This window comes from Gammaproteobacteria bacterium, assembly GCA_028819075.1.
GTDB lineage: Bacteria > Gemmatimonadota > Gemmatimonadetes > Longimicrobiales > Gaopeijiaceae > BD2-11.
Window position 1 is genome coordinate 116757 of sequence record JAPPMM010000045.1, and the last position, 21207, is coordinate 137963.

At 69.2% G+C, this 21207-nt stretch carries 19 protein-coding genes; 5 read left to right on the forward strand and 14 right to left on the reverse strand.

Annotated features, from left to right (window positions below; all coding sequences use genetic code 11):
- Position 1: 1 nt before the first annotated feature.
- On the reverse strand, positions 2-820 hold the full coding sequence (locus tag OXU32_12335; protein MDE0074735.1) for a carbonic anhydrase family protein: 819 nt from the start codon (positions 818-820) through the stop codon (positions 2-4).
- 132 nt (positions 821-952) lie between these two features.
- Here OXU32_12335 and OXU32_12340 point away from each other — a divergent pair, with 132 nt between their 5' ends.
- On the forward strand, positions 953-2263 hold the full coding sequence (locus OXU32_12340; protein ID MDE0074736.1) for an amino acid permease: 1311 nt from the start codon (positions 953-955) through the stop codon (positions 2261-2263).
- Here the strand turns inward: OXU32_12340 and OXU32_12345 are convergent.
- The 6 genes from OXU32_12345 to peaA form a co-directional block, all read right to left on the reverse strand.
- Entirely contained in the window at positions 2233-2988 is a 756-nt protein-coding gene (locus OXU32_12345) for a S8 family serine peptidase (protein MDE0074737.1), read from the reverse strand. The genes OXU32_12340 and OXU32_12345 overlap by 31 nt on opposite strands.
- A 173-nt stretch (positions 2989-3161) precedes the next feature.
- Positions 3162-4967: an ABC transporter ATP-binding protein gene (locus OXU32_12350; protein ID MDE0074738.1), complete on the reverse strand. Its 1806-nt coding sequence runs from the start codon at positions 4965-4967 to the stop codon at positions 3162-3164.
- 22 nt (positions 4968-4989) lie between these two features.
- Positions 4990-6099: a hypothetical protein gene (locus tag OXU32_12355; GenBank protein MDE0074739.1), complete on the reverse strand. Its 1110-nt coding sequence runs from the start codon at positions 6097-6099 to the stop codon at positions 4990-4992.
- 45 nt (positions 6100-6144) lie between these two features.
- The gene (gene qhpC / locus OXU32_12360; GenBank protein ID MDE0074740.1) at positions 6145-6567 is read right to left on the reverse strand and encodes a quinohemoprotein amine dehydrogenase subunit gamma; all 423 of its coding nucleotides are present in this window, start codon (positions 6565-6567) and stop codon (positions 6145-6147) included.
- A gap of 40 nt (positions 6568-6607) precedes the next feature.
- Positions 6608-8194 (reverse strand): quinohemoprotein amine dehydrogenase maturation protein, encoded by a 1587-nt coding sequence (gene peaB / locus OXU32_12365; GenBank protein ID MDE0074741.1) that lies wholly within the window; start codon positions 8192-8194, stop codon positions 6608-6610.
- Complete coding sequence (peaA, locus tag OXU32_12370; GenBank protein MDE0074742.1) at positions 8191-9969, reverse strand: quinohemoprotein amine dehydrogenase subunit alpha; 1779 nt, start codon at positions 9967-9969, stop codon at positions 8191-8193. Before peaA ends, peaB begins: the two co-directional genes overlap by 4 nt.
- 228 nt (positions 9970-10197) lie before the next feature.
- Here peaA and OXU32_12375 point away from each other — a divergent pair, with 228 nt between their 5' ends.
- The 3 genes from OXU32_12375 to OXU32_12385 are packed head-to-tail and all read left to right on the forward strand — an operon-like array spanning position 10198 to position 11516.
- Positions 10198-10443, forward strand: a complete 246-nt coding sequence (locus tag OXU32_12375; GenBank protein ID MDE0074743.1) for a ribbon-helix-helix protein, CopG family — start codon at positions 10198-10200, stop codon at positions 10441-10443.
- On the forward strand, positions 10440-10862 hold the full coding sequence (locus tag OXU32_12380) for a PIN domain-containing protein (protein MDE0074744.1): 423 nt from the start codon (positions 10440-10442) through the stop codon (positions 10860-10862). Before OXU32_12375 ends, OXU32_12380 begins: the two co-directional genes overlap by 4 nt.
- Before the next feature lie 12 nt (positions 10863-10874).
- Positions 10875-11516: an SRPBCC family protein gene (locus OXU32_12385; GenBank protein ID MDE0074745.1), complete on the forward strand. Its 642-nt coding sequence runs from the start codon at positions 10875-10877 to the stop codon at positions 11514-11516.
- A 39-nt stretch (positions 11517-11555) separates the two neighbouring features.
- On the opposite strand, the gene OXU32_12390 is transcribed toward OXU32_12385, so the two are convergent.
- From OXU32_12390 to OXU32_12420, 7 genes are all read right to left on the reverse strand, one after another.
- Positions 11556-12455 carry a formylglycine-generating enzyme family protein gene (locus OXU32_12390; protein ID MDE0074746.1) on the reverse strand — a complete coding sequence of 300 codons (900 nt, stop codon included), beginning with the start codon at positions 12453-12455 and terminating at the stop codon, positions 11556-11558.
- Entirely contained in the window at positions 12452-14014 is a 1563-nt protein-coding gene (locus OXU32_12395; protein MDE0074747.1) for a tryptophan 7-halogenase, read from the reverse strand. Before OXU32_12395 ends, OXU32_12390 begins: the two co-directional genes overlap by 4 nt.
- 60 nt (positions 14015-14074) lie before the next feature.
- Complete coding sequence (locus OXU32_12400) at positions 14075-16129, reverse strand: Ig-like domain-containing protein (protein MDE0074748.1); 2055 nt, start codon at positions 16127-16129, stop codon at positions 14075-14077.
- A 92-nt stretch (positions 16130-16221) separates the two neighbouring features.
- Positions 16222-17595 (reverse strand): TIGR01777 family oxidoreductase, encoded by a 1374-nt coding sequence (locus tag OXU32_12405; GenBank protein MDE0074749.1) that lies wholly within the window; start codon positions 17593-17595, stop codon positions 16222-16224.
- A 16-nt stretch (positions 17596-17611) separates the two neighbouring features.
- A complete protein-coding gene (rpe, locus tag OXU32_12410) occupies positions 17612-18286 on the reverse strand; it encodes a ribulose-phosphate 3-epimerase (GenBank protein ID MDE0074750.1) in 675 nt (224 codons plus the stop codon).
- 73 nt (positions 18287-18359) lie between these two features.
- Positions 18360-19064 carry a ribose-5-phosphate isomerase RpiA gene (gene rpiA / locus OXU32_12415; protein ID MDE0074751.1) on the reverse strand — a complete coding sequence of 235 codons (705 nt, stop codon included), beginning with the start codon at positions 19062-19064 and terminating at the stop codon, positions 18360-18362.
- Between the two features lie 40 nt (positions 19065-19104).
- Positions 19105-20004: a fructose-bisphosphate aldolase gene (locus OXU32_12420; protein ID MDE0074752.1), complete on the reverse strand. Its 900-nt coding sequence runs from the start codon at positions 20002-20004 to the stop codon at positions 19105-19107.
- A 176-nt stretch (positions 20005-20180) separates the two neighbouring features.
- Here OXU32_12420 and aroF point away from each other — a divergent pair, with 176 nt between their 5' ends.
- The gene (gene aroF, locus OXU32_12425) at positions 20181-21203 is read left to right on the forward strand and encodes a 3-deoxy-7-phosphoheptulonate synthase (protein ID MDE0074753.1); all 1023 of its coding nucleotides are present in this window, start codon (positions 20181-20183) and stop codon (positions 21201-21203) included.
- Positions 21204-21207 lie beyond the last annotated feature (4 nt).

Consider the following 21207-nt stretch of genomic DNA (forward strand, 5'->3'; position numbering starts at 1 on the left):
TCTACTTCAGCAGAATGAACCGCCGATGGAGCGGCTGCACCGGACGCGCGTTCATCGGATACAGGGCCGCGAAGGCGTCGACCTGCTCCTGCGAGACCGCAATCGACTCGGTCATGACCACCCAGCTCACCACCTCGGAGCAGGGCGGCGTGGTGAGAGAACCGGCGTAGCGGAAGAAGGCGCGTCCCTCGGGCAGGAAAGCGTTCAGGTCGATCCCGGCCAGCGGCGCGGGCGCCTCGTCGACGCCGGGTATGGCATCCCATATGGCCTGGGTGGCCGCATGGGCCTGGCCAGCATCCATGAAGACCCCGACCACCGCCAGGTCCCCCTCCTCGGCCTGATGCACGAAGTGCACTTCCATCGGGTAGACCCCTCCCTCGACGGTGTGCTCGCTGGGCAGGTGGAAGTGGAACTGCAGCATGGAGAACTGTCGGCCCTCCAGGGTGATCGTATTCCCTTCGGCCATGTTGACCTGGATGGTGTGCCCGTTGTCCACGACTTCTCCGTCGGTGGGCTGCCACTGGATTTCGAGCCCGCCGCCGCCCGCCGGAATCGCGCCCGCCAGGTCGATCGGGGACTGCTGCACGCCGGTGTCGCAGACCGCGAACGACGGGTCCAGCCCGCCCCACATGTCGGCACCGGTCGCGCCCTCGTAGCTCCAGTGAACCTCGCCGCCCTCCGCCTCCTGCTCTGCGCCCATTTGCTCCTCCGCATCCGTCTGGCCCGGTGCCTCCGCCTGGCAGGCGTACTGGGCGCCCAGGAGGCAGGCCATCGCGAGGCCGGCGGCGAGTGTCTTCGGGAATGAATGATGATGGCTCATAAGTTCCTCCGTGCTGTCTTCGGCACAGCCGATCTGCGACAGGCGGATTTTACTGCCGAGCGGGTCGCCGGTCCAATCCAGGGGCGTATAATGGATGGTCGGATTGACAGGGAATCCAGGCCCAGGCACTCCATGCGACCCACTTCAACGAACACGCGCGGGTACGGCTTCCACGCGGCGGCGGCGGTCGTGGTCGCCAACATGATCGGCACGGGGGTGTTCACCAGCCTGGGATTCCAGGTGGAGACCATCCAGTCCACCTTCCCGCTCCTGCTGCTCTGGGTGGTCGGGGGCGTGGCGGCCTTCTGCGGCGCGATCACCTACGCGGAACTGGGCGCGACGCTACGGCGTTCGGGCGGCGAGTACACCTTTCTGGGACGCATCTACCACCCCGCCGCAGGCTTCGTGTCGGGGTGGATTTCGGCCACGGTCGGGTTCGCCGCCCCCACCGCGCTGGCCGCGATCACCTTCGGCACCTACCTGGCCTCGGTCTTCCCCGCCCTCTCGCCCACCTGGCTGGCCGCCGGCCTGGTCGCGGCGGCGGCGTGGGTGCACTCGGCCACCTACGGCGCCTCGTCCTTCTTCCAGCGCAGCTTCACGACCGTCAAGGTGATCCTGATCGCCGCCTTCTGCGCCGCCGCGCTGGCCATGGTGGACGCCCCGGAGCCCGTCGCGCTCCTCCCTTCGGCGGGCGATGCCGAACTCGTCTTCGGCGGCGCCTTCGCGGTATCGCTCATCTACGTCTCGTACGCGTACACCGGCTGGAACGCGGCCACCTACCTGACCGGCGAGCTCGAGAACCCGGGGCGCACGCTGCCCGGCGTCCTCGCGGGCGGCACCCTGCTGGTCATGGTTCTCTACCTGGCCCTCAACTACACCTTCCTGAGGGCGGCGCCGATGTCGGAACTGGAAGGAAGGCTCGAGGTGGGACACATCGCCGCCATGCACATCTTCGGGCCCCTGGGCGCCGACATCATGGGCGTGACCTTGGCCGTGCTGCTCGTCTCCACCGTGAGCGCCATGGTGCTGGCCGGCCCGCGCGTGCTGCAAGTCATCGGCGAGGATTATCCCGTCTTTCGATTCCTGGAGAAGAGGACGCCGTCCGGCATCCCCAGGGTCGCGATTCTCACCCAGGCGGCGCTCGCCCTCTTCTTCATCTTCAGCGCGTCCTTCGAGGCGATCCTGGTGTTCTCCGGGTTCACGCTGGGGCTGAACAGCCTGCTCGCGGTGGCGGGAATCTTCGTGCTGCGGAGGCGCGAGCCGGAGCTCGAGCGCCCCTACCGCGCCTGGGGATATCCGGTCACGCCACTGGTCTACCTGGCGCTGACCTCCTGGACGCTCGCCTTTATCCTTGTCGACCGCCCGGCGCAGGGCCTTATCGGCCTGGGACTGATCGCGGCCGGACTGCTGTTCTACTGGGTGGCGGGCCGCCGGACGGCGTAACGGCGGGCCTGTTCGAAGACCTGACCGGCGCTGCCCACCTCCGGCTCTGCTTCCAGCAGCCGGGCAAGAACACCCGTCACGTTGGCCACCGCGAAGCTGATTCCGCCCAGGTTGCGCGCCGGGGAAACGCCAGGAATCGGTCGGGGGAAACCCGAGGCGAGGAACGCCGGATCTCCCTGATGGTCGATGCCCACCCGCACCGAATGGCGGGAGCAGCTCCAGTCCAGCAGTACCCCGATGGCGCCGTGAATCGACCCCGGAAGCCAGCGCACGCCATCACTCTGCCGGGCCGAGACTACGAGCGCTCCCTGCTCCGCCGCCCGTGTCACGGCCGCGGCCAGCCTGGCTTCGTGCGCCGGATTCGACGTGCCCAGACTGAGGTTTACCAGCCGCGCCTCATGCTCGGCCGCCCACTCGATGGCCCGCACCAAGGCGCCGCAACTGGTGGCCAGCCGGTCGCCGAACACCTTCACGGCGAACAACTCGGCTGCGGGCGCCTTCTCCTTGATGGCGGCGGTGACGGCCGTCCCGTGGCCGAGCCAGTCGACGTAGTCGTCGGCTTCCGATCCGTCCGACCCAATGGCCACGCCGCCGGCCACTCCACCCACGTGGGGATGCGCCGCGTGAACGCCGCTGTCCACCACCGCGATGCGCACACCCTCACCTCGAAGTTCGCCCGGCGGCGGGGCGTCCAGCCGCAGCTCGAGGTCTTCCCATTCTGCCATTGGTCCCATGAGATCGATGATACAGGCTGGAAGCTCCCGCCACCAAGCGCAACGGATCGCCGCGTGGCATCGGAGGCCTGTCGCATTCTGCGTGAGCACCCCTCTGCACGGCGTTGCAAATCACCAGATGCAACAAATTGTTGCCTTCTCACTTTTGCAACAGTCTGCAGACGCTAACCCTCCTCCCCCCCGAACAACCGGGCGAACGTACCGCGCCGACCCAGCAGCTCCGTCGCCGTGCCCTCCTCGACGATGCGGCCGCGCTCCAGCACCACCACGCGGTCGGCCCGCCGGGCGAGCGCGAGACGGTGGGACACCAGGATGGTCGTGCGGTCCCGCATCACGGCCTGGTAGCCCTCCATCAGCGCGCGCTCAGAGGCCGGGTCGAGCGAGGAGGTGGGTTCGTCGAGCACGAGCACCCGCGGGTCGGCCAGGAAGGCGCGCGCGACCGCGACCCGCTGCCGCTGCCCCGCCGACAGCTCCCGCCCCTGCTCGCCCACCTGCGTCTCCAGGCCGACCGGCAGGGTCGCGAGGAAGGCGTCCAGCCCCACCGCGCGCGCGGCCGCCGCCACCTCCGCGTCGGACGCGTCCGGCCGGCCGTAGCGGATGTTCTCCGCGATGGTGGTGTTGAACAGGAACGGCTCCTGCTCCACCGGCACCACTGCGGCGCGCACGTCCGCGAGCCGAAGCGCGCGCAGGTCGCGGCCGCCCAGCAGGATCCGGCCCGCGTCCGGGTCGAGCTGCCGCGACAGCAGGTCCACGATGGTGGACTTGCCGCTCCCGCTCGCACCCACGACCGCCACCACCTCCCCCTCCGCCACCACCAGGTCGACCCCGTCCAGCACCGGCTCCCCGCGCCCGAACGAGAAGCTCACTCCCTCCAGCCGCATCTCCCCGCCCAGCCTCTCCCCGGGGACCGGTGCGCCCGGCTTCCGCGCCTCCCCCTGCTTCTCGCCCGGCAGCCCGTCAACGTGGACAGGCGCCTCAGGCTCCCGCACCTCGACCGGGGTGTCCAGAATCACATGCACACGCCCAAGCGAGACCCGCGCGGTGGCGAGGCTCGCGTACAGTCCCATCAACCCCTGGATGGGTCCCAGCAGCCGCATCTGGTAGGCCATGAAGGCGACGAACGTCCCCATCGTGATCGCCTCCGCGATCACCCGCTGGCCCCCGTACAGGAAGATGACCGCCACCCCGCCCGCCAGGATCAGCCCGGGCAGCCCGCCCGCGAGGTAGGTCAGCAGCCGCATCGACATCAGGGTGTGGATGAAGGCGTCGTTCTTCCTCCGGAACCGCCTCTGCTCCCGCCGCTGCGCGTTCGACGCCACGGTGAGCTTGAGCCCGAGAATGGTCTCGATCAGGAAGCTGCCGATCCCGGCGCTCCGCTCGCGCAGCTCCGCGGTAACGCTCTCAAGGCGCCTCCGGTAACGCACCAGCGCCCACAGGCACGGCGGCAGGATCGCGAGGCTCACCAGGAAGAGCCGGGCATCCAGCCAGAGCAGGATCCCGACCGTCCCCAGCAGGTACGCGATGTTGCCCAGCCACGACAGCAGGCTCTCGGAAACCACGCGCTGGATCTCGCCGATGTCGTTGTTGATGCGCGACATGATGTCGCCGATGGGGGTGCGCGCGTAGAAGCGGGGCGAGAGCCGCTGCAGGTGCCGGTACAGCGCCAGGCGCATGTCGAAGAGGATGTCCGCCGACGTGCGCGTGTAGCGCATCCCGGAGACCACGTTCAGCCCGAACGATACCACGGTGATCCCCGCGAACAGCGCGACGATGCGGGTGAGCGCGGCGCCGTCCTGCCCCAGCAGGGCGGTGTCCACCAGGTCCTTGGAGAGGTAGGGGATGTAGAGCGAGAGCGCCGTGCTTGCCAGGCTCAGCGCGAGGATCAGGACGAGCCACTTCGCGTACGGACGGACGAAGCCGAGGGCCCAGCGGACCTCGCGATCGAACAGGGCTCGCGAGCGACGACTCACGGGCCCCGCGGGGGAAGGACGTCTATCCCTCGGAACCGCCATTGGTGGCAGCGTCCCCGGGCACCAGCAGGAAGCGCGTCATGTCGGCGTCGAGCCACACCGTGCGCAGCAGTTCGTGGGTGTCGGCGTCGTAGACGTCGATGGTGTTGCCGGCGTTGTAGATGTAGAGCAGCTCGCCGTTGGAGCTCGGCACCAGCGACATGCGGGGACGCCCCGGGAACTCGACCCGGCTCTCGACCCGGCGCCCCTCCAGATCGAAGGTCCAGAACTCGTAGAAGCCGATTTCCGAACGCAGCCCGTAGCCCTTGCGTCCCCCCGGAGCCAGCGCGAAGCTCACCCGCTCGCTGGGCCCGAGGGTGTAGAAGTCGACATCCTGCTCCGCGAGGTTCACGCGCGCGATGCCCATCATCTGACGGCCCTGCACCGGATCGGTCATCCGGAAGAGGTTCGTGAAGATGCCCTCGTCGTCGTAGGGACTGCGCTGGAAGCTCATGTTCATGCGTCCGAGCCCTTCCTCCAGCGGCTGCGACAGCTCCCAGCGGTCGACCTCGGTGAAGTTCTCGGTCTCCACGGCGATGATGTCGCGGCCGAAGAAGTAGAGGAGATCGCCGTCCGGCGAGAACATGAGGTTGGCGCCCTGGCGCTGCTCGCCCACCGCCGTCGGCACGGTGTCGGTCACCTCGTGCGAGTCGAGGTCGACGCGAAGGATCGCGAATTCGCCGATCTCGAAGCGGTCGAGCAGCTTGGTGTAGCTGCGCGCGCCGAGCAGGATGTACTCCCCGCCCGGCTCCACCACCATCGAGCGGATGCGCACCCTGGTGTTGCCCTCGCTCAGGGTGAAGGAGTCGACCGAGCGCCCCTCGGCCAGATCGACCACCTCGATGTGCTCCATGGCCGCGTCGCGCACGTACATGGTCCGGTTGTCCGGGGAGAGCTGCATCAGGTTGGGGATGCCGGTGGTGACCGGGATGCGCTCCGTGACCTCGAGGGTCGCCTCGTCGATGACGTAGACGGCCTCGTTGTAGGCCCCCATGTAGATCGTGCCGTTGCCGCCCGAGCGCACCTCCTGGGCGGCCAGGGCCGCGGGGAGGAGGGCGATCAGCACCGCCAGGTATGACATTTTGTCAGACATGTCTGCCATTTTGTCAGGTTTCGTGGAGGAAAGGAGGCTCCCGGCCTACGGGAAGATCATCTCCAGCTTGCGCCAGTCGTTCTGAGCGGCCGCGCACTTGCCGGTCCAGTCCGGGCTGTGGTTCAGCTGGTCCGGGACGTGGGCGGGCCAGAAGCAGGCCAGGTGGCAGTCGAAGAGGTCGCGCTCCACCGGCTGGCAGAGCCCCGCGGTGCCGCCCGCCTCGTCGACCTCCCAGCCGGGCGCGAAGACCAGCGAGCACCCCAGCGGGATGTGCGGGATCTCCGGCACCTCCGGGAGCCGTCCCCCGAGCGCGACGACGTCCTCGGCGTTCTCGTCGGCGCCGCCCTCGACCGCGCCGGCGGCCGGCCCCACGGGACCCGCCATCTGCTCGGCCGGGGGCACGTCGCCCTGGTTCGCCAGGTAGGTCACCATCCGGTCCGCTTTGCGGTTGATCGGTTTCAGTGCCAAGGGTCTCTCTCCTCGTTGACTCGGTCGCGGTGGAGCCGGCTCAGGCGTCGAACCGCGCCAGGAAGGCGGGGTTGCGCTCCGAGATGGCTCCGTAGACTCGAAGACAGGTGTCGGTCCAGCTCCGAACCCACTCGCAGAAGTGGAGGTTCGGGGTTGCAGTGGTGCCGTACCGCGTGTGGGCCTCGTGGTAGCATCCGCCGGCGCAGATGGGACGGGCCCAGCAGGTGCGGCAGTCGGTCTTGCTGTTGATGTGGTGCTTCTTCAGGTAGTCGTACTGCACGTCGACGTCGACGCCCTCCGACACCGACCCGATCTTGTGCTCGTCCGAGCCGGCGAAACGATGGCAGAGCGCGACGTCGCCGTCGGTCGCCACCCCCATGAGCCCGAGCCCGGCGCCGCAGGGGTACGCCTTGCTCACGCCCTTGTGGATCTCCTCCAGCGTGTCCTTCACGTTGGAGAAGCCGTGATGGCGGTCGGCGCAGGCGTGCTCGAGGAAGTCGTGGGCGAGCTCCTCGAACTGGCCGAGCATCTTGTCGTAGCCGGCGTCCGAGATGGAGAAGTCGCGGCACGACGAACTGGTCACCGGCGCGAAGCCGACCTCCCAGAATCCGATCTCCTCGGTCAGGTGCCTGAAGATGTGCTTGACGTCCAGGTTCTGGCTGGTCAGGGTAACGCGCGCGCCGATGGGGCGGGTCCGGTGGCGCGCAAGCAGATCCTTGATCCTGGGCAGGATGATGTCGTAGCTGCCCATGCCGTTGGAGAAGACGCGCAGGCCGTCCTGGACTTCGCGAGGGCCGTCGATGGAGACGGTCACGCCCACCCGGTTCTCCGCCAGCCAGTCGACGATCTCGGGCTTGAGCAGCGTGGCGTTGGTGGTGAGGCTGAAGTCGACCTCCTTGCCCACCTCGCGTGCGCGCTGGCGGGCGTAGGCGGTGGTGCTCTTGAGCAGCTTGAAGTTGAGGAGGGTCTCGCCGCCGAAGAAGGTCAGGTGCACCAGCCGGTTCGACCCGCCCTGCTCGAACATGAAGTCGACGCTCTCGCGGGCGGTTTCGAGGTCCATGTAGCGGGGCTTGGAGTCGGCTTCGACGATGCGGTCGTCGCCGTACTCGTAGCAGTAGGTGCAGGCCAGATTGCACTTGCTGGTGACGTTCAGGACCATCGTGGTGAGCGGGAAGCCCTTGGGCGGCAGCATGTCGGGAGGGGCCGGCGCGGGCTTGCCGAGGAGGCCGATGGCGCGCACCCCCAGCAGTTCATCGATGCGGTTGGTGACTTCTTCCGGCGGGAAACGGCTCTCCAGCCGCTGCACCAGCTCGGCGGGCGTGCGGTTGGCCGTCTCAAGCGCCCGGAGCACCGCGAGCGACGCATCGTCCATGCGGAAGATCGCCGCGCTCGGCACCAGGTAGAGGAACGTCGCGCCGTCCGCCTGGAAGGCGTGGAACTCCCTCGGAGTGAGGAGACCCGGGGCTGCCGGCGAAGCGCCGGACGAGAGGGGCGGCGCGGGCGCCGGAGCTCCGTTGGCTCGCACAGCGGCCCCGTTCGCAGCCTCGGTGGCTGCAGCAATAACCGGTGTCGCGGTCGCGGCGCTCACCGACAAACCGCCTGGCGAAGTGATGCCTGCGTTGCTCATTTAGGGCTCCTTCCCATTCCGGGATTCGGTCCGGGGGTTCGGCTTCCTCGTCCGTTCGAGCTTGCCGCCGGATCCGGGCTCGCTCCCGTGCTCACGTTGGCTCCCGGGTCGAAAAGGAGGTAGAGCGGGACGGTCACGACCAGGTGGGCGCGGGCCCGCAGGGGACGGTCGCCGTTGTCGTCCTGTGCGAGGGTCGCCACCACCCACACGTCGCCGACGTTGTTGCGGTTTCGGTCGCGGTCCGGGTTGGGGCCGTCGGCCGCGGGCACGAAAAGTCCGGTCTGGTCGATCGCGCCGACGAACTCGATGTCGTTGTCGTCGAAGGTCGCCGCGTATTCCTCGAGGCTCCAGTCGACCTCGATCGGCCCCAGCTCCAGATCGTCGTCGGAGCTTGGGCGCCCGTCGGGTCCGTCGTCGAAGGCGACCGCCTCGAACTGCTGGTACCCCTTCGGGAAGACGATGCCGCCCACGCGGGCCATGCCCGTGCGCGGCAGCACCTGGATGCGGTCGACGCCGTCGTGGACGATCACGGCTCCCGCCAGGCTCGCGCCCCCGACGAAAACGTCGCGCCCGCCGGGGACCGCGTCGGGCGCCAGGGTCACATTGAGGGCGATCTCTTCGGAGGAGGCGCTGACCACCCTGTTGACGGTCAGCCCGGGGCCCAGATCCACATCTCCGGGCCCGACGCCGTCCGCGAAGCCGGCGCCGAAGATGCGCACCTCGCGCTCGCCGCCACCCAGTTGGAGGGCGCGGGGATGCACGCCCGCTACGACCGGGGAGCCAGCCAGGCGCGTGAGGCGCACATCCATGCCGATCTCATCGTAATCGCCCCGGAACCAGCGGCCGCTGATCTCGTTCATGCCGCGCTCCACCAACATCACCTCGCGCATCGCCCCATCGGCTTCATCGGACTCGAAGGAGCGCCCCCGCCACTGGTATCCCGTGTACACCAGCCCGCGGCTCCGCCGGGTGACGGTCTCGCCGGTACCCGGAAAGGTGTAGCTGGCACGGGTGACGAACGCGTCCTGTTCGCCGCCGCCCCCCATGGTCACCGTGCCGTAGAGCGCGCCGCGTCCGGGCTGGTGACCCGACATGACCCATGTGCCCTCCAGGCGGGGCGGGCGCATGGTGGCCGACCACGCCGCCCACTCGGGGGTGTGGAGGGGGAAGACCTCGGAGAGGTGGTCGACGGCGCGCTCCATGGGCTGGCGCGTGTCGGGCGGCTCCCCGTCGGGACCGGGCTGATCGGGCGTGGGGCCCATGCGCAGGAAGGCCTGGAAGTCCGCGAGCGGATAGTAGCCGCGGTGCGTCGACATCAGGAGCTCCCACTCCTCGCGCGTGCGCCGCTGCGTGATCACCCGTCCCATCGAGTGGCACTGGATGCAGGTGAACTCGACGTCGGTGTCCGCCAGATAGCGGTGGTCGATCATCCGCTTCTCGACCTCGAAAAGACCGGGACGCAGCTCCTCGGGCGCCAATCCCTGGTGGTCCGAGAGGTACTTCACGATCTCGCGCGCCTCCTCGGGCGCGAGGGTCACGCCGTTGAGCGAGATCATCCGCTGCAGCGAGCCCTGCCATCCCTCCGGCGTCTTGCGCTCGAAGGAGATGCGCGACATGCGCCCTTCGGAATCCGGGAGGTGGCACGCCGCGCAGCGGGCGCGGATGGTTTCGTGGTCGATCGGGAAGCCTTCCTCGTCGCTCTGGGCGCTGGCGCCGGAGGCGACGACGAACGAGCCTGCGGCGATCAATCTCGCCAGCAGGCGCGCGCGGGTCAAACGAGGGCGGTGAACCATGCGGGACCCGGGAGTTGGAGAAACTCTTGTTTACCGGTGTATGCGGCATAGGGATGATACCGCCTGCGGGGACGGGAGACAAACGGGGAGATCCGGCGGGGCGGAGAGCACACGAGCCCGGGTCGATGCATGCACGTTGCATCGGTGATGTGTTGGTGCTATGGTGTTTTCATGTCTCAGCACCGTCGTCGAAACCCGGGATTTCGTGCCATGCCACGCCTCACAATCAGCTTGACGGATCGTACACACCGGGCCTTGCGAGAGGCCGCGGCGCGACAAGGACGCTCCATGGGCGCGATCATCGAAGAGAGCCTTGAATTCAGGGGTATCCTTCCTTCCATGACGGCACGCGATATCGTCGCGCGAGCGCGTTCGAGTGCCGGCTTGAGCGATGAAGAGGCGATGGCATTGGCGGTGCGCGAAACCAGGCGATACCGGGCCGGGAAGGACGATTGACCCGGGGGGTCTTCGTCGTGGATACCAATATCGTCGTGTCCGGAATGACGAGTGCCGACCCGCACAACCCTCCGTCGCGGATTCTCGACGCAATGCTCGACGGCCGGCTGCTCTATCTGATGTCCGGAGCCTTGCTCTCGGAGTATTCGGGAGTGCTGCGACGACCCGGCGTGGCACGGTGTCATCAGCAAACCGAAGACGAGATCGACAGCCTGCTGACCGACCTGGCAGCGAACGCGGTGTGGCGCGAGCCAGGCAAGAGCGAAGCCGCCCCGGAACCGGGCGACAACCATCTCTGGGCGCTGCTCGCCAGCCAGCCCGGTTGTCAACTCATCACGGGAGACCGGCTGCTATTGGAGAACCCTCCGCGGTCCGGCTCGGTCATCACCCCTCGCGACGCCTTGGCTGGGGCCGAATAACCGGGAGGACTCATGAACCTCGACGTCGAAGAACACCTGGACGCCACGGAGCGCTCGGTGTCGGTGCTGGAGCGTGATGGACAGCCCGCGCGCGCGGTCATCCTCTCGCGCAGTTATCACACATCCCTGGAGGATCTGTGGGACGCGGTCACCACCAGCGAGCGGCTCGCACGTTGGTTTCTACCTGTCAGCGGAGAACTCAAACCCGGCGGGCGCTATCAACTGGAAGGCAACGCGGGGGGCGCAATCACGGCCTGCGGGCGGCCCTGGCATTTCGCGCTCACATGGGAGTTCGGCGGCGACGTGAGCTGGGTGGAGGTACGCTTCTCGCAAGGTGGGGCCGGCCGCGCGCGGCTGAAGCTGACGCACACCCAGCGGCTGTCGGAGCACTGGAGCCGGTACGGGCCGGGGGCGACCGGCATCGGCTGGGAGTTGGGTCTCCTGGGTCTGGCGTTCCATCTGGCGGATCCGGACGCGCCGAAGCCGGATGAGTTGGCCTTTGCGACGTCGCGGGACGGCAAGGCGTTCATCCGGGGAAGTGGTGAGGGATGGGAGCAGGCGGCGGTCGTGTCCGGAGAGGACCCCGACGCTGCGCGTGCGGCGGCAAGGCGCACGATCGCCTTCTACACGGGGGAATCGGCGGACCACGCCTGACTGCCAGGGAGGGTGCGCTCCTCCGACCGTCCGAGAAACTTAGTGCATCGACCGGGCAACCCGGAAGCCGACGTTGAACCCTCGGTTTTCACGCGGAATCCCGTCACGGAACGCCGAGCGCAGGAGACCGGGCGGGTTGTTCCAGGAGCCGCCGCGCACCACGCGGGGAACGCAGTAGCCGCGGGTCCAGGCGCTGCCGTCGGCCGGAGCGCCCGCATAGGTTTCGTTCCAGCAGTCGTCCGTCCACTCCCAGACGTTTCCCGACGCGTCATGGAGTCCGAAGCCGTTCGGCTGGAACGATCCCACCGGGGCCACGCCGTCATACCCATCGGAACAGGACGCGGGCACGACCCTGATCCTGACGTCCTCCACTTCGAGTCTCTCGGCAAGTTCGCGGTCGAATCCGTTGGCGTGACGGCATTGTTCCCCAGGGTCCTCTCCCCAGTGCCACGCCGTCTCCGTCCCGGCACGCGCCACGTACTCCCATTCGGCTTCGCTCGGCAACCGGTACGCTTCGCCGGTCTGCTCCGACAGCCAGGCGACGTACCTCCGCGCATCTTCCCAGGAGACGTTGATGACGGGTCGCCTTCCGCGGCCCGAGCCGTGGTCGTCCGGCCGGTAGCCCAGGCAGCCCCCGGCGCTCACGCAGGCATCCCACTCGGCGAAGGTCACTTCGTAGACCCCCACCGCCAGAGGATAGCCGATCGTCGCCCGATGGCGTGGTCCCTCGTCGGCGTACATGCCTCGCGGGGTCCTGGGAGATCCCATCATGAAGCTCCCCGGCGGCACAACCACCATCGCGGGGCAAGCCTCGCAGTCTCTGAACACCGTACCCGGCTCAGGCTGCTGGGCACTCATCTGACGCACGAGGCCGAGTAGAAGCAGAACGCCCAACGCTCCGCGGGTGATCGCCATGTTGATGCGTGCGGAGACCATCATCGCCGATCTCCCTCCGGCTCGTTGGTCAGCATTCCTTTGCCGAGGAGGACGGAGAGAGCGCCCAGGAAATCCGGGAGCGACACCGTGGCCACGCGGTCAAGGTAGGCCTGGTAGAGGTCGGGTACCTGCTCGAAGCTGCCGGCCATTTCGACGAGGGGCGGGAGGTCCACGTCGCGCAGGAAGCGCACGCCGTCGGGAAGTGCGGGCGAGGCGACGTGCTCGTCGAGGACGATCCGGCGGCCGCGTACCGCGGGTAGCCGGGGATGGCGCAGGCCGGGCGCGGGGCGCAGGCGGATGCCGGGCGCGGCACGCAGTTCGCTGAAGGCGCGCAGGACATCCGGGTCTTTGCGCAGCGCGGCGATGTCGGGCTCCGTCGGGACCGGGACATGTACTTCCGCGGCGGGGTCGAGGGCGGAGGCTTGCGCCGCGTCTGGACGCGCGGGCGCCTCGATGTCCCCGGCGGCCGCCGCGCGCGCGCTCCAGAAGCCGTGACCGTGCGCCGCGGCCGCCTCACGGTAGTACCGGGCCGTGTGGCGGCGGTGGCCGAGCCAGGTCGCGCGCTCGCGGCTGTCGAAGAACTCGAGCGCCACGTCGCGCATGTCGGGCGTCGAGATGCAGGTGTGGACCACTACCGCCGCGAGCCACGCGGAAGCGAGCGCCTTCTTGACCCCTGCCGAGGCGAGCGGATCGATGAAGCTGCCCGCATCCCCGACCAGCAGGAACCCGTCCCCGGCAAAGCGGGAGGCGCTGTACTGGGAGGAGGTGTGGCCGCTGATGTCGCTCTCAAGGCGAGCGTCGGCCACCAGGCGGCGGGCCTCCCGGGTCTTCTCGAGTTCCGCCAGGTAGAGGCGGCGGCGTCCGTGCCCCTTGAGCAGCTCGGTCCTGCGGGGATCGATCATCATGGTCAGGTAGCGGCGCGTGTCCGATACCGGCATCGACCAGGCCCAGCCGTCGCGGTAGCTCTCCACCAGGGTGCAGGGCTCGGCCGGGAGCGCGGCGGCGTTCACCCGCCAGACCCCGGCCAGGGCGACGGTGGCGTTCGACTGGTCGCGGACGCGCAGTTCCGGACTGGCAATCACCCCAGTGCGGCCGGAGCAGTCCAGGACGAAGCGAGCTTGCAGGATCCCCGTACCGCCACGTCCGTCCTCATACTCGACTCGCTGCAGTTGCTCCCCTTCCCCTTCGCCACCGGCTTCCCCCCGCACCACTCGCCGCACCGTTGCATCGCGCCGCACCTCGGCACCCGCTTCTTCGGCAAGATCGAGAAGCAGCGCATCGAAGGCGTCGCGTGTCACGTGATGGCCGATGGTACCGGGCGCGAAGTCGGCGCGCCGGAGCGGGGCATCGCCCCAGCGGACGAGATTGCCGCGGGCCGGGAAGAAACCCGCGTCGTCGATCGCCGGCGCGATTCCCAGCAGGGTGAAGAGCTTGCGCGCGCTGGGGGGAACGGACTCGGCAAGCGCGGGATGGCCCGTGGGCGGGCGCGTGAGCAGTACGACCGAGTGCCCCCAGCGCGCGAGCAGACGGCTCACCGCGGAGCCGGCCGGTCCACCGCCGATGACGACGGCCTCCGAGGCTATATCTCCGTCCAGTTGCTTCTACGACAAAGCGCAGCCGGATTACGAAACGGGCCGCTCGGGCGGCTCCACCTTCACCGACCAGAGCCCGGAGTTGGTGTCGGAGAAGAAGACGTGTCCCTTGAAGGGCATCGCGCTCCACACCATGGTCGAGTTGGGCACCCAGCCGTTCACGTCCGTCGACTTGTGCACGGCGATCTCGCGGCCCTGCGTGTACAGGTTGCCCATCAGCTCGCCGGAAACGTCGACCACGCGCAGCCCGCCCTCGTAGTACGCCTGGTAGAGCATGTCGTCCTCCACCCAGATGTTGTGGGTGCCGTACTCGCTGACCTCGTAGCGGGCGACCATCTCCGGGTTGTCGGGATCCGTGAAGTCGATCACCTGGATGTAGCCCTGGGTCGCGAGCGGTATCCCGTTCATCCCCGTCTCCGGGTCATACGGCAACTGGTATGATCCGCCGCCCCGCGGTCCCGCGTTGGCGAGCCCCCTCCTCTGCATGTTCTCGTCCCCTACGAAGACGTAGAACCGGTCCGTGGATTGCGACTGGTACGGGAAGATGGCGTGGGTGGTGCCGGTCGGCACGGGCAGCTCGGAGATGAGCACGGGGTTCTCCGGCGTGCCTCCCCAGCGCCCGTTGCCCACGTCCACGGCCACCATGCCCTTCTCCCACTCGGCCGAGTAGGCGATGCCGTTGAGCACCCAGACATCGTGCAGGCGGCTGTCGGGGTGGTTGTACTCGCCGACCACGCGCGGATTGTAAATGTCGGCGACGTCGATGATGACGTACTTGTCGCCGGCGGCCAGGACGTAGGCGTAGTCGTCGTCGGGGAAGGCGTTGTGGACCCCGCCGGTGAGCCCCTCGACCACCTCGGAGGCGATCACGGGATGGGCCGGGTCGGCCAGGTCGAGGAAGACCACCCCGTTGCGCCGGTTGGAGGCCCCTTCGCGCGTGAGGGTGGCGTAGCGCGCGTCGGGGGACACCTTCACGTCGTTGACGGCGCGCGCGTCCACCTGCAGCGAGTCGGTCTTGAAGATGTTGGCCGGGTTGGTGATGTCCCAGGCGTATGCGTACCCGTCCGACATCTTGGCGCCCGTGAGCGCGTAGTCGCGGCCGTCCAGCCCCTCGAACACCCAGAAGTCCGTGGTGCGCACCGTGGCGGTGCTCCCTGTTCCCACCAGCGTGAGTTCGCGCACCGCGTCGCGGCCGACGGCCTGGAGGGTCGCGCGCGCCGACAGCGGGCCCGCGTTGGCCACGATCGTGTACACGCCCGGCACGTCGGCGACGAAGCGGCCGCGCGCGATCTGACCGGGCGCGCTGGGCGCGATCATCTCCGCGTCGGGCACGGCCGTGTGCGTCCAGGTCACCGGCACGTCCGCGACCACCTCGCCGGCCGCGTCGCGCGCCACCGCGGTGAGGTGCTGGACGTCACCGGTACGCACCTCGTCCGCCAGCCCGGCGATGTCCAGCGAGACCGCGGGGAACGGGGCCACGTCGTAGGCGGCCGTGCCGGCCGTGCCCTCCACGTCGGCCCGGATGGTGACCGCCCCCGTGCCGGTAGCGGTCACGTAGCCGAAGCGGTCGACGGTGGCGACGGACGGATCGGAACTGGACCACGACACCACCGGGGCCGTCCGCGCGGATCCGTCCGCGTGGCGCGCGGTGGCAGTGTGGTGGAGGGTGGTCCCCTGATAGAGGCGGCCCGGCTCGGCGGTGACCTCCACCGTGGCGACCTCCGGAGCCAGCACGGTGAGCGGCACGCGCAGGCTGGGCGGGGTTCCTTCGTATCCGGGCGGCGTCAGCAGCGTCGCCACGATCTCGTACTCGCCCATCGTCCGCCCGCGCACCGTCCCCCCGCGCACCGTCGCCGCCGCCCGGGGCGCCACCGTACGCACCTGGGCGTCGGCCACCACGCGGCCCTGGGCATCGAGGGCGCGCACCTCGAACGGGACTTCCTCACCCGTCATCACGACAACCGACGGCGACGACGCCTCGAGCCGCACGACGCTCGCGGCGCCGGCCTGCGCGCTCGCGCGCTCGGGCGCGAACGCAAACGTCGACAGGAAGGTCAGAATCGCGAGGACGGTCAGCCGCTGCATGGCACGCTCCAGCTCGAGGAATCCGCAGGGGGACGATAACCCGGAAATCGCCGGGACCGCCAGCACTCCGCAGCCCGGCAGCCCGTGGACTGCTATGCCATCCCCAGCCCGAAGCGCAGCGCCTCGTCTATCGACGGATGCAGGAACTCGTATCCCGTGCGTTCCGCCTTTGCCGGGAGGGCTCGCTGCCCGCCCAGGAGCACGGTCCGTCCCATCTCGCCCATCAGCGCATACACGGCCAGCGATGGTACCGCCAGGATCGTCGGGCGCCGGAGCACCCGGCCCAGCGCGCTGGTGAAGGTGGCGTTCGTCACCGGCAACGGGGCCGTGACGTTCATGGGTCCGCGAACCTGCGGAGTGACGATCGCGTGCAGGATGAGCCCGAGGGTGTCGTCCAGGCTGATCCACGGAAAGTACTGCCGCCCGCTGCCCAACCGACCACCCGCCCCGGCCCGGAAGGCGGGCAGCATCAGCTGCAGCGCGCCGCCGTCCGGCGACAGGGCCACCCCCTGCCGCAGATGCACGACCCGGATCCCCGCCCGGCGCGCGGGCGCCGCCGCCAGCTCCCACGCCTTGCACACTTCGGCCAGAAAGCCCCGGCCGGGCCGGCTTTCCTCGGTCAGCTTCTCGTCGCCGCGATTGCCGTAGTATCCGACCGCGGAGGCGCACACCAGTACCCGCGGAGGCGGCGACAGACGCGCGGCGGTATGCGCGATCCACTCGGTGCCTTTCCTGCGCGACCGCAGGATCTCCTGCTTCTTCTGGTCGGTCCAGCGCACGCCGACAAGGGGCTCGCCCGCCAGGTGCACGATCGCGTCCACGCCCTGGAGCCCTTCGTGATCCACCTGCCCCTGCGCGGGATTCCAGTAGACGGATCCCTCTCCGGCCTTCTGCCGCGAGCGCACCAGGCGCAGCACGCGGTGCCCGCCGGTGGTGAGAACGTGGCGCAGGTTTCGTCCCAGAAAGCCCGAGCTTCCGCTGATCGCCACCGTGAGCGGCCGCTGCTGCCGGTAGCGCTCATGCAGGGCGAGGTCGTTGGCCAACCGCTGATGCCGAAACGCGAAGCCCCGTTCGAGCATGGACTCGATCCACCGGACGAAGCGCGCCGCGTCCAGGTTGAGGGGCGGGCCCCAGTCGATCTCGTCCTCCATCACGCACCCGCCCGCTCCGTCCGGTGAGAAGCGATGCGTGTGCACCCAGTGGTCGAAGGGGCCGCGCACCTGCTCGTCGCGGAAGAGGACCCCGTCCTCGCAGGCCGTATGGCGGACCGTCCAGGCGACCTGCAGCGGCCCGGGGCCTGCCCGTACCGTAACCGTGCCGCCATCGGCGATGCCGCCCTTGCGCGCCACTACGCGCACGTTTTCCCAGGGAGGAAGCAGGCGCTCCAGCGCGCCCGGGCGCATGTGCCACGCGAACACTTCCGCCGGTGAATGCGGCAGCCGTTGCGTGCGCCGGAAGGTGGCCATGATCGTGGCTACGGCGTCAGCCGCCCGGAGTTTCCACGGCGTTGCGAATCGCGGAGACCCCGGCAGCGACCCCGTGCGGATGCCCGTAGATGGCCGATCCTGCGACCAGCACATCCGCGCCCGCGCCAGCGACCCCGGGGGCCGTCGTGGCGTCGATCCCGCCATCGACCTCGAGCGCCGTATCCTCGCCGCCGCAGGCATTCAGCAGCTCGCGCGCCCGCGCCAGCGTGGCGAGGGCGGAGGGGATGAAGGCCTGTCCTCCGAATCCGGGGTTCACGGACATCACCAGCAGCAGGTCGATGTCGGGAAGGATGGGCGCTGCCGCCTCCACCGGGGTGGCCGGGTTGAGCGCCACCCCGGGGCGCACCCCCGCCGCGCGGATGCGCTGGATCGTCCGATGCAGGTGCGGGCAGGCCTCCTGGTGCACCGTCAGGTAGTCCGCCCCGGCGTCGGCGAACGCCTGGATGTAGCGGTCGGGCGCCTCGATCATGAGGTGTACGTCCACGGGCAGCCGCGTCGACCGCCGCACCGCCTCCGTGATCGCCGGACCAATGGTGATGTTGGGGACGAAGTGGCCGTCCATCACGTCGACGTGGATCCAGTCGACGCCGGCCTCTTCCGCCTCGACCACCTGCTCGGCCAGCCGCCCGAAGTCGGACGCCAGAATGGACGGGGCGATGCGAACCTTCATGCCGACCTCCTGAGCGTGTCCCGCCCTGCTCCCCGGGCTTTCCGACCCCGCGCGCCCGCCTGTCGCGTGCTCATCAGCCCGTCCCGCCCGGCTCGATCGAGCGCACGCCGCCGGGCGCCGCGATCAGGGCCCGGGTGGTCATCCCCAGAAAGAGCCCGTTCTCGACGATGCCCGCCCGCGCGCGCAGGGCCCCGTCCAGCGCCACAGGATCATCGATGCCTTCCGGGAAGCGCGCATCCAGAATGTAGTTGCCGTTGGACGTGACGTAACGGCTCCCGTCGGCGGTGCGGCGCAGCGTGACCTCCGCCCCCAGCTCCGCCACGAAACCCTGGTGCCTGGAGGAGCCGAAGCGGGTCACCTCCACCGGCAGCGGGCTGCGCGTGCCCAGCCGCTCGACCACCTTGCTTTCGTCCACGATGACGATGAAGCGGTCGGACGCCTGCGCCACGATCTTCTCGCGCAGAAGCGCGCCCCCCAGGCCCTTGATCAGGTTGCCGTGCGGATCGACCTCATCGGCGCCGTCGACCGTCAGATCCAGGCGCGGCTGCGCGCGCAGGCGCGAGACCCGGATCCCGTGCCCCCGCGCGATCTCCGCCGTGCGCCGGGAGGTCGGCACCCCCACGACGTCGCTCAGGCTGCGGGCCCGCACGCGTTCCCCCAGAAGGTCGAGGAAGAAACGGATCGTGCTCCCGGTGCCGAGCCCCAGCACCATCCCGTCGCGGACGCTCTCGAGCGCCCGGGCGGCGGCGGCCCGCTTCAGGGCGTCAATGCCGGTCATGTCCCGGATTCCCGTGCCGTGCGTTGCCGGTGGGAGATCGTCAGGACGGGAACCGGCTCAGGATGCCCTTCACCTGGCGCACGATGTCGAGCGCCTCCTCGAAGGGACGCTGCCACATGTTGCGGCCGAAGATGAGTCCGGTAGCGCCGGACTCCATGGAGATCCTCACCTTGTCCAGCATGTCCTCGTCGGAGAGCTTGCTGCCGCCGCTCACGAGCACCATGGTGCGGCCCGCGGAGCGGAAGACGCGCCGCGCGCCCTCCGCGTAGGTGTGCACGATCTCGGCATACTTGCCCGGCTGCGCGGGATTGGGGCCGATCGCGGGCGGGATCACCAGCTTGGCGATGTCGGCGCCGAGCTCGAGGGCCGTGCGCGCCGCGTAGTCGACGGCGTAGAGCGAGGTCGCGCCCCCCTTCGCGTCGATGGCCTCGCCGCGCGGATACGACCACACCACCAGCGGCATGCCGAAGCGCTCGGAGTCCCGGCGCACCCGGCGCAGCTGGGCAAAGTCGTCGTCCTGGCGCGGCGTGCCCACGTACAGCGTGTAGCCGACCGCGTCGGCCCCGATGCGCACCGCGTCCTCGACGGTGGACGTGAGCGGCGACAGCGCCTTGTCGGCGGGCGGGATGTTGGTCTTGCCGTTCAGTTTCAGGATGAGCGGCACCTGGCCCGCGTACTTCGGCATGTATTTGCGCGCGAGCCCGTAGTGGCAGGCGATCGCGTTGAAGCCGCCCTCCACGGCCAGCCGCCACTGGAATTCGGGATCCTGCGACGGAGGGTTGGGGAAGAAGTCGATCGGTCCGTGTTCGAGTCCCTGGTCGATGGGCAGGGCGAGCATGGTGCCGTTCCCGAGGCCGTTTCGGTAAAGGATCCTGTGGAGGCGGGCGCGCTTGCCCAGGTCGATGTCGAGATCGTGGAGCGAGGGTCGGGTCGTCGTCATGGAATCGTTCTGAAGGGGGCTGTCGTGACCGCCGGGTTGACTATATTGGGGCGCCGAACGCGCCCGGAATCTATTCGGGCGCCACAGGAGCGGAAAGGCAACCCGACATCCGGAGGGTCCGTGCGCGGACACTCCGGCTCCGGGACACGCGCACACGCCTCGAAGCGGAGAAACAGATGATTCTCGTCACCCGCAAGGGCATCACCGAGGACGAGCTCGACCACATCCGCGAACGCGTGGAGTCGCTCGGGCTGCGCACGCACGTGTCGCGAGGCGAGACGCTGACGGTCGTGGGATGCATCGGCGACGAAGAGCGGCTCCAGCACGTCCCCCTGCTCTCCATCCCGGGGGTGGTGGCCGCGCACCCGGTCATGAAGCCCTACAAGCTGGCCTCGCGGGAGTTCGCGGCGGATCCGACCAGGATTCCGCTGGGGGACGTGGAGGTGGGAGGACGCGGAGTGGTGGTGGTCGCCGGGCCCTGCTCGGTCGAGGGTGGCGACATGCTGAGCGAGACCGCGGCGCGGGTGCGGGCCGCCGGAGCACACGGCATTCGCGGCGGCGCCTTCAAGCCCCGCTCGTCTCCCTATTCCTTCCAGGGGATGGGCCAGCCGGGTCTGGAGCTGCTGGTGGACGTGCGCGATACCCACGGACTTCCGGTCGTGACCGAGGTCATGGACACCCGGCAGGTGGAGCTGGTGGCGGGCTACGCCGACGTGCTCCAGATCGGCACCCGCAACATGCAGAACTTCAACCTGCTGACCGAGGTCGGAAGGGTGCAGCGGCCGGTCCTTCTGAAGCGGGGCATGTCGGCGACCATCAAGGATCTGTTGATGTCGGCCGAATACATCATGCAGCAGGGCAACAGCCAGGTGATCCTGTGCGAGCGCGGCATCCGCACCTTCGAGACGGCGACCCGCAACACCTTCGACCTGGCCGCCATCCCGGTGTTGAAGCGGGAGACCCACCTGCCGGTGATTGCCGATCCCAGCCACGCGGGCGGGCGCCGCGACCTGGTGACGCCGCTGGCGTTCGCCGCCATCGCGGCCGGGGCCGACGGTTTGCTGGTGGAGGTGCACCCGCATCCCGAGTCCGCGTGGTCGGACGGGGATCAGTCGCTGGACTTCGGGGAGTTCGAGCGCATGATGGAGCGGCTGGCCCCGTTTGCGGAGGCCGCGGGGAGGACGCTGGCTCCGCTGTAGGCGG